The organism is Streptomyces colwelliae, from assembly GCF_048158785.1.
In the GTDB taxonomy this organism is placed as follows: Bacteria; Actinomycetota; Actinomycetes; order Streptomycetales; family Streptomycetaceae; genus Streptomyces.
The window spans coordinates 1-8,301 of the sequence record NZ_JBLTJC010000422.1 but is presented as its reverse complement, the minus strand read 5'-3'; the positions used below and the strand labels follow the sequence as shown (position 1 = coordinate 8,301).

At 68.6% G+C, this 8,301-nt stretch carries 6 protein-coding genes and 2 tRNA genes; 4 read left to right on the top strand and 4 right to left on the bottom strand.

The window, feature by feature from the left end; all coding sequences use genetic code 11:
- Window positions 1-246: 246 nt before the first annotated feature.
- Together ACNFOC_RS46280 and ACNFOC_RS46275 are read right to left on the bottom strand one after the other, a co-directional pair.
- A tRNA-Asn gene (locus ACNFOC_RS46280) sits at window positions 247-319 on the bottom strand.
- 6 nt (window positions 320-325) lie between these two features.
- Window positions 326-398: transfer RNA gene (locus ACNFOC_RS46275), tRNA-Asn, on the bottom strand.
- A gap of 168 nt (window positions 399-566) precedes the next feature.
- On the opposite strand from ACNFOC_RS46275, the gene ACNFOC_RS46270 reads away from it, so the two are divergent.
- The 4 genes from ACNFOC_RS46270 to ACNFOC_RS46255 all read left to right on the top strand — a co-directional run bounded on the left by ACNFOC_RS46270 (window position 567) and on the right by ACNFOC_RS46255 (window position 6,206).
- Window positions 567-872 carry a hypothetical protein gene (locus tag ACNFOC_RS46270; protein ID WP_020684218.1) on the top strand — a complete coding sequence of 102 codons (306 nt, stop codon included), beginning with the start codon at window positions 567-569 and terminating at the stop codon, window positions 870-872.
- A gap of 51 nt (window positions 873-923) precedes the next feature.
- Window positions 924-2,381, top strand: coding sequence for a xylulokinase (locus ACNFOC_RS46265; RefSeq protein ID WP_416965003.1), 1,458 nt, complete (start codon window positions 924-926; stop codon window positions 2,379-2,381).
- A 163-nt stretch (window positions 2,382-2,544) separates the two neighbouring features.
- Window positions 2,545-4,278, top strand: a complete 1,734-nt coding sequence (locus ACNFOC_RS46260) for an ABC transporter ATP-binding protein (RefSeq protein ID WP_416965002.1) — start codon at window positions 2,545-2,547, stop codon at window positions 4,276-4,278.
- Entirely contained in the window at window positions 4,278-6,206 is a 1,929-nt protein-coding gene (locus tag ACNFOC_RS46255) for an ABC transporter ATP-binding protein (protein ID WP_416965001.1), read from the top strand. The genes ACNFOC_RS46260 and ACNFOC_RS46255 overlap by 1 nt, the downstream gene beginning before the upstream one ends.
- 182 nt (window positions 6,207-6,388) lie before the next feature.
- Here ACNFOC_RS46255 and ACNFOC_RS46250 read toward each other — a convergent pair whose 3' ends face one another.
- Both ACNFOC_RS46250 and dnaG read right to left on the bottom strand, forming a co-directional pair.
- Window positions 6,389-7,699: an RNA polymerase sigma factor gene (locus ACNFOC_RS46250; protein ID WP_416965000.1), complete on the bottom strand. Its 1,311-nt coding sequence runs from the start codon at window positions 7,697-7,699 to the stop codon at window positions 6,389-6,391.
- 81 nt (window positions 7,700-7,780) lie between these two features.
- A partial coding sequence (dnaG, locus tag ACNFOC_RS46245; RefSeq protein WP_521986721.1) for a DNA primase occupies window positions 7,781-8,301 on the bottom strand: 521 nt, incomplete at its 5' end.

The window sequence follows — 8,301 nt, the reverse complement described above, 5'->3', positions numbered from 1 at the left end:
GGGTGGGACTCGAACCCACGGCCGACGGATTATGAGTCCGCTGCTCTAACCGGCTGAGCTACCGCCCCATTACGGCGCGTCGCGCACATTTGTACGCGCCGTCTGCCGCAGCATAGCCGCTCATACGATCTCCTGCTTCGGATGGTCGACTTCGCACGACCATGAGGACTGCGGCCTGCCGCGAGCGGTTCCGGGGGACATGAAAAAGGACCCCAACGGGGTCCTCTTCACTGCTTCCTCACTGTGCTCTCCCGACTGGACTCGAACCAGTAACCTGCCGGTTAACAGCCGGCTGCTCTGCCAATTGAGCTACGGAAGACCGAAGCTCCCCCGACTGGACTCGAACCAGTAACCTGCCGGTTAACAGCCGGCTGCTCTGCCAATTGAGCTACAGGGGAATGCCTCGTTGCATCGAACGTGACTCCCTGGGTATTCGCCAGGGGGCGTGTGCTCGCTGCGACACATACATTAGCGCAAGCAGGGGGGTGCTCCGCCAATCGGTTCCCCCGGCACCGATGCCGCGCCGGAGACCCGCGAGGGACCTACGCAAGGGAAGGATGGCCGTCATGCGCTACAAGCTCACGTTCGTCGTCGGACTGGCTCTGGGTTACGTGCTGGGCACGCGGGCCGGACGCGAGCGCTACGAGCAGCTGAAGAAGTCGGCGCGTCAGGTCGCGCAGAACCCCGCCGTCCGCAACACCGCCGAGACGGCGGCGCAGCAGGGGCGTCAGTACGCGGGCAAGGCGTACCACGCGGTCAGTGACAAGGTCGGCGACCGGGTCCCCGACTCGGTGGCCCAGCGCGTACGGTCCCTGCGTGAGCGCAACGCGAACGGTACGGGCGAGGACGACTGGGGCACCAGCAACACCTAGGGAGTCCCGACCCGGCGCCGTCACCTCCCGCCGTACGGCAGAATTTCCGCCATGGGGATAGTCGCCGGGTTGGACAGTTCGCCCGATTTCACTCGTATCGTCGTCTGCGACACGGACACGGGGTCCGTGCTCAGGCAGGGATATGCGCCGCATCCGGTCGAAACCGAGACCGAGGGCGGCGGGCGGCCCTCCGATGTCGATCCACAGGCCTGGCTGTTGTCGCTGGGCGAGGCGGCCGGCGGGGGACTGCTCGAAGGCGTGCAGGCCATCGGTGTGTCCGCACAGCAGAACGCCCTGGTGCCGCTGGACTCGCAGGGCAACACCGTGCGGCCCGCGATGGTCGGCGGTGACAAGCGGGCGCAGGTCGCGGCGGCCGATCTGATCGACGCGCTCGGCGGGCGTGAGGCGTGGGCGCAGGCGGTGGGTTCCGTACCGCAGGCCGCGCAGCCCGTCACCAAGCTCCGCTGGCTGAACAGGACCGAGCCCGACAACGCCCGGCGGACGACCGCGCTGCTCCAGGCTCATGACTGGCTCGTGTGGCAGCTTCTCGGGCGGCCGGTGCGGAGAACGACCGACCGGGGCGGGGCCTCGGGGACCGGGTACTGGTCCGCCGCCAGTGGCGGCTACCGGCCCGATCTCGTCGAACTCGCCCTCGGCCACCAGGCCATGCTGCCCGACGTGATCGGTCCCTCCGACGCGGCCGGTACGACTCCGGAGGGGCTGCTGATCTCCGCCGGTACCGGCGAGACCATGGCCGCCGCCTTCGGGCTCGGGATCGGGTTCGGGGACGCGGTCGTGTCGCTCGGCGCTTCCGGGTCCGTGATGGCCGTGCACCACGAGGCGCTCGTCGACCAGAGCGGGATGATCACCTCGCTGGCCGACGCGACCGGGATGCACCTGCCGGTCGTCACCACACTCAACGCCGTACGGACCCTGCGCGGCGCCGCCGAACTGCTCGGGCTGTCCGACCTGGAGAGTCTGTCCGAGCTGGCGATGAAGTCGACGCCGGGAGCGCACGGGCTCGTGTTCCTGCCGTATCTGGAAGGTGAGCGGACGCCCAACCTCCCGCACACCGCCGGCACGCTGGCCGGGCTGCGGCGGGAGTCGATGAAGGCGGAGCATCTGGCGCGGGCCGCGTTCGAGGGCATGCTGTGCGGGCTCGCGGACGCGCTGGACGTGCTGCGCGGGCGGGGTGTGGCCGTACGGCGGCTCTTCCTGCTCGGGTCGGCCGCCGAGCTGCCCGCCGTGCAGGCCGCGGCGCCCGCGCTCTTCGGGACCCAGATCGTCGTACCGCAGCCCGCCGACTACGCCGCGATCGGCGCCGCCCGGCAGGCCGCGTGGGCGCTCGGTGTCTCCCAGGGCACCCTCGACCCGCGCAACCCGCCGCCCTGGCAGGGACCGGTCGCCCAGGTCTTCGAGCCGGGCGACGAGTTGGCCGTAGGACAGGCCGTGCGGCAGCAGTACGTGTCCGTACGGGAACAGACCCATCCGGGCGCGTTCCGCTCGTAGGGACGCGCGGTCGTCGACATGAATAAGGCACTCAAGGGTGCATAACGGCGCATAGGGCACTGCTGTTGGCTTAATCGGTTGAGGTAACGCGGGTGGAGTGTCCGACGATGGGGGCGAGGGGCACACCGCCCGCCCTCCACCCGCCGACTCCGAGAGACCCAGCGTGCTCATACGACTTCTGCGGACCTATCTCAGGCCCTACAGGAAACCCATCGCCCTGCTGGTGCTGCTGCAGTTCCTGCAGACCTGCGCCACCCTCTACCTGCCCACCCTCAACGCGCACATCATCGACAACGGTGTCGTGAAGGGTGACACCGGTTACATCCTGTCGTTCGGCGCCCTGATGATCGGGATCTCGCTGGTCCAGGTCGTGTGCAACACGGGTGCCGTCTACTTCGGCGCGCGCACCGCGGCGGCCCTCGGCCGGGACATCCGGGGTGCCATCTTCGACCGGGTGCAGTCGTTCTCGGCCCGCGAGGTCGGGCAGTTCGGCGCGCCCTCGCTGATCACCCGGACGACCAATGACGTCCAGCAGGTCCAGATGCTGGCCCTGATGACGTTCACGCTGCTCGTGTCGGCGCCGATCATGTGCGTCGGCGGGATCATCCTGGCGCTCGGTCTGGACGTGCCGCTGTCCGGGGTACTGATCGCGGTGGTGCCGACGCTGACGATCTGCGTGACGATCATCGTGCGGCGGCTGCGGCCGCTGTTCCGGGCCATGCAGGTGCGCCTGGACGCGGTGAACCGGGTGTTGCGCGAGCAGATCACCGGCAACCGCGTCATCCGCGCCTTCGTCCGCGACGAGTACGAGAAGGACCGGTTCCGGAAGGCCAACTCCGATCTGACCGAGATGCAGCTAAAGTCCGGCAACCTGCTCGCGCTGATGTTCCCGGTGGTCATGACGACGGTGAACCTGTCGTCGATCGCGGTCGTGTGGTTCGGCGCGCACCGGATCGCCAGCGGCGGGATGCAGATCGGCGATCTGACGGCGTTCCTCGCCTATCTGATGCAGATCGTGATGTCCGTGATGATGGCCACCTTCATGTTCATGATGGTGCCGCGCGCGGAGGTCTGTGCCGAGCGCATCGAGGAAGTCCTCGACACCGAGAGCAGTGTCGTGCCGCCGGTGGCTCCCGTCTTCGAGCTGCGCCGGCACGGGCATCTGGAGGTCCGCGGGGTCGGCTTCTGTTACCCGGGCGCCGAGGAACCCGTGCTGAAGTCCATCGACCTGGTGGCCCGCCCGGGCGAGACGACGGCCGTGATCGGCTCGACCGGCAGCGGAAAGTCCACCCTTCTGAGTCTGGTCCCGCGGCTGGTTGACGCGACCGACGGCGAGGTCCTCGTCGACGGGGTCGACGTGTCGACCATCGACCCGGTGCTGCTCGCCAAGACGGTCGGCCTGGTCCCGCAGAAGCCGTACCTCTTCGCGGGCACGGTCGCGACCAACCTTCGCTACGGCAATCCCGACGCGACCGACGAGGAGTTGTGGCACGCGCTGGAGGTGGCGCAGGCCAAGGGCTTCGTCGAGGGGCTGGAGAACGGGCTGGACTCCCCCATCTCGCAGGGCGGCACAAACGTCTCCGGCGGTCAGCGGCAGCGGCTCGCGATCGCCCGGACACTCGTGCAGCGGCCGGAGATCTACCTCTTCGACGACTCCTTCTCCGCCCTCGACTACGCGACCGACGCGGCGCTGCGGGCGGCGCTCTCGCAGGAGACCGCCGAGGCGACCGTGGTGATCGTGGCGCAGCGGGTCGCGACGATCAGGGACGCCGACCGGATCGTCGTACTCGACGAGGGACGGGTTGTGGGGACGGGGCGCCATCACGAACTGATGGCGGACAACGAGACTTACCGGGAGATCGTGCTCTCCCAGCTGACGGAAGCGGAGGCTGCCTGATGGCCGGGCCCATGGGGCGGATGATGGCCGGGACGGGCCCCGACGCCCGTTCGATGGACTTCAAGGTGTCCGGCAAGCGGCTCATCGGCCAGTTCAGGCCGGAGCGGCTGACCATCGGCATCCTGCTGGTGTGTGTGGTGATCAGCGTCGGGCTGAACGTGGTGGGGCCGAAGATCCTCGGCAACGCCACCGACCTGGTCTTCGCGGGCATCATCGGGCGGCAGATGCCGGCCGGGACGACCAAGGCGCAGGCCCTCCAGGCGATGCGCGACCGGGGCCAGGGCTCGGTCGCGGACATGCTGAAGAGCACGGACTTCACACCGGGCAAGGGCATCGACTTCACCTCGGTGGGTCATGTACTGCTGCTCGCGCTGGGCACGTTCCTGGTGGCCGGGCTCCTGATGGCGGTGGCGACCCGGATGGTCAACCGGGCGGTCAACCGGACCATGTTCCGGCTGCGCGAGGACGTGCAGACGAAGATGTCGCGGCTCCCGCTGTCGTACTTCGACAAGCGGCAGCGCGGTGAGGTGCTCTCACGCGCGACCAACGACATCGACAACATCGGCCAGACGCTCCAGCAGTCGATGGGCCAGCTGATCAACTCGCTGCTCACGATCATCGGTGTGCTCGCGATGATGTTCTGGGTGTCGTGGCTGCTGGCGCTGGTCGCGCTGGTGACCGTGCCGCTGTCGTTCCTCGTCGCCACCCGCATCGGCAAGCGCTCGCAGCCGCACTTCGTGCAGCAGTGGCGCTCGACGGGCAAGCTCAACGCGCACGTCGAGGAGATGTACACCGGGCACAACCTGGTGAAGGTGTTCGGGCGCCAGGACGAGTCGGCGAAGCTGTTCGCCGAACAGAACGACGCGTTGTACGAGGCGGGCTTCAAGGCGCAGTTCAACAGCGGGGTCATGCAGCCGCTGATGATGTTCGTGTCGAACCTCAACTACGTGCTGGTCGCGGTCGTGGGCGGGCTGCGGGTCGCGTCCGGTTCGTTGTCCATCGGTGATGTGCAGGCCTTCGTCCAGTACTCGCGCCAGTTCTCGATGCCTCTCACCCAGGTCGCGTCGATGGCGAACCTGGTCCAGTCCGGCGTCGCCTCGGCCGAGCGGATCTTCGAACTCCTCGACGCCGAGGAGCAGAAGGCCGACCCGATGCCGGGCGAACGCCCCGAGGAACTGCGCGGCCTCGTCGCCCTGGAGCACGTCTCCTTCCGCTACGACCCCGACAAGCCGCTCATCGAGGACCTCTCGCTGACGGTGGAACCGGGCCACACGGTCGCGATCGTCGGCCCGACCGGCGCCGGCAAGACCACCCTCGTCAACCTCCTCATGCGGTTCTACGAGGTCTCCGGCGGGCGTATCACCCTCGACGGCGTCGACATCGCGCGGATGTCCCGGGACGAACTCCGGTCCGGCATCGGCATGGTGCTCCAGGACACCTGGCTGTTCGGCGGCTCCATCGCGGACAACATCGCGTACGGGGCCTCTCGCGAGGTCACCCGGGGCGAGATCGAGGAGGCGGCGCGGGCAGCGCACGCCGACCGGTTCGTCCGTACGCTGCCCGACGGCTACGACACGGTCATCGACGACGAGGGCACGGGGGTCAGCGCCGGTGAGAAGCAGCTCATCACCATCGCGCGGGCGTTCCTGTCCGACCCGACGATCCTGGTCCTCGACGAGGCGACGTCGTCGGTGGACACCCGTACGGAGGTGTTGATCCAGAAGGCCATGGCCAAACTCGCCCATGGCCGTACGTCGTTCGTGATCGCGCACCGGCTCTCCACGATCCGGGACGCGGACACGATCCTCGTCATGGAGAACGGCTCGATCGTCGAACAGGGCGGGCACGCGCAGCTGTTGGCGGCGGACGGGGCGTATGCGCGGCTGTACAAGGCACAGTTCGCGCAGGCGGTGGCCGAGGTGGACTAACGGTCGTTCTTCGGCTGACCGCCCGTCGTGGCTGGTCGCGCAGTTCCCCGCGCCCCTAAAAACGCCGGGCCCGCCCCGTTCTTTTCTCAGGGGCTCCCCGCGCCCCTGAAAAGACCCCAGCCGAGGTGCTTTTAGGGGCGCGGGGAACTGCGCGATCAGCCCCCACCGGGCCGCAGCCGGGATCAATCCAGATAACCCCTCAGCTGATCCGCAAAGGCATGATCCCGCAGCTTGTTCAGCGTCTTGGACTCGATCTGCCGTATCCGTTCCCGGGTTACGCCAAAGATCCGGCCGATCTCCTCCAGCGTTCGTGGACGCCCGTCAGCCAAGCCGTACCGCAGCTGTACGACCTTCCGCTCCCGCTCGCCGAGCGTCGACAGCACCGCTTCCAGGTGCTGCCTGAGGAGGATGAACGCGGCCGACTCCACGGGGCTGGTGGCATCGCCGTCCTCGATCAGGTCACCGAGGGCGACGTCGTCCTCCTCCCCCACCGGCGCGTGCAACGACACCGGCTCCTGGGCAAGGCGCAGCACCTCGCTGACGCGTTCCGGCGCGAGGTCGAGATGGTCGGCCACCTCCTCCGGCGTCGGCTCGTAGCCGCGCTCCTGAAGCATCCGGCGCTGGACGCGGACGACCCGGTTGATGAGTTCGACGACGTGCACCGGGACGCGGATCGTGCGGGCCTGGTCGGCGAGGGCGCGGGACATGGCCTGGCGGATCCACCAGGTCGCGTACGTCGAGAACTTGTAGCCGCGGGCGTAGTCGAATTTCTCAACTGCCCTGATCAGGCCGAGGTTTCCCTCCTGGACGAGGTCGAGCATGGTCAGCCCGCGCCCGACGTACCGCTTGGCGACGGAGACGACGAGCCTCAGGTTAGCCTCGATCAGGCGGCGCTTGGCCATCCGGCCCATGACGACCAACTTGTCCAGGTCCAGGGCGAGTTGGCTGTCCAGGTCGGTGGCGCCGCCGAGCTTCTCCTCGGCGAACAGGCCGGCCTCGACGCGGCGCGCGAGGTCGACCTCCTCGGCCGCGGTGAGCAGCGGGATGCGGCCGATCTCGCGCAGGTACTGGCGGAACAGGTCCGAGGAGGGCGCGCCGTTGTCGGCGGCGACCCGGCTGCGGGGCCGTACGGCGGGCTCGGGGGCCTCGGCGGTCTCCACCGCTTCGGCCGTCGGTTCTTCGAGCTCGGGCGGGCTCTCCGGGTCCGCGATTTCGGGGTGGTGCGCGGCACGGCTCTGCGGGGGGACGGTCGCGAGGACATCGGTCTCCGCTTCCGGTTCCGCGCCGTCCGTCGTGCTGGTCTCGGTCTGGTCGAGGGTCTGGGTCTGCACGGGGGCGACCTCCAGGATGATCGCTGCCAGGGGGTACGGCAGCGGTACTTCAGGGGCGGAGTGGGCGGCCTCGCCGCAATCCGTCCCGTACTCGATGAGCGGAACCGCGGGGGTGAAGGACCCGCTGGGAACGGATCGGCCGCGCTCCGAGGACTCAGGCACCGGAACCCAGTGTGGAGTACGACACATCGCCGCCACGAGGGGCGTGCGGTGACTTTTTGAGTCCGGTCCGTGACTACGTGCTCAGAGCGCTGTGGCGCCGTGCACCTGGAGTGCCTGGTCGTACTGCTGAAGTACCCACAACTCGTTCTGTACGGCGGCCAGTTCGGCCGAGTCGCCGTGGCTGCCGAGGCGGGTGAGCGTGCCCTGGATGTCGCCGATGCGGCGCACCACCGCTCTTCGGCGGACGGTGACCAGCTGCTCGCCCGCGTAGTTCTCATCGACCGTGCGGCGCATGATCGCCTCGACGGCCAGCTCCGTGACCATCGCGCGGACCGTGTCGTCAGGTGCCGCCTCGCGGACGCGGACCAGGTAGTCCTGCGCGTCCTGGAGGCCGTACTCGGCGCCGCCCGCCTCGATGATCGCCTCGCGTACGGCCGCGTAGGGCGGGGCGGTGAACTCGTCGACGCCGTACGCGTCGAAGGCCGGGGAGACCAAGTCGGGGCGCTGGAGGGCGAGTTTGAGCAGTTCGCGTTCGGTGGCGAAGACCGGGTTGCGGGAGGTGGAGGGGTCCCGCTTGGCGATCATGTCCGCCTCGTTTACCG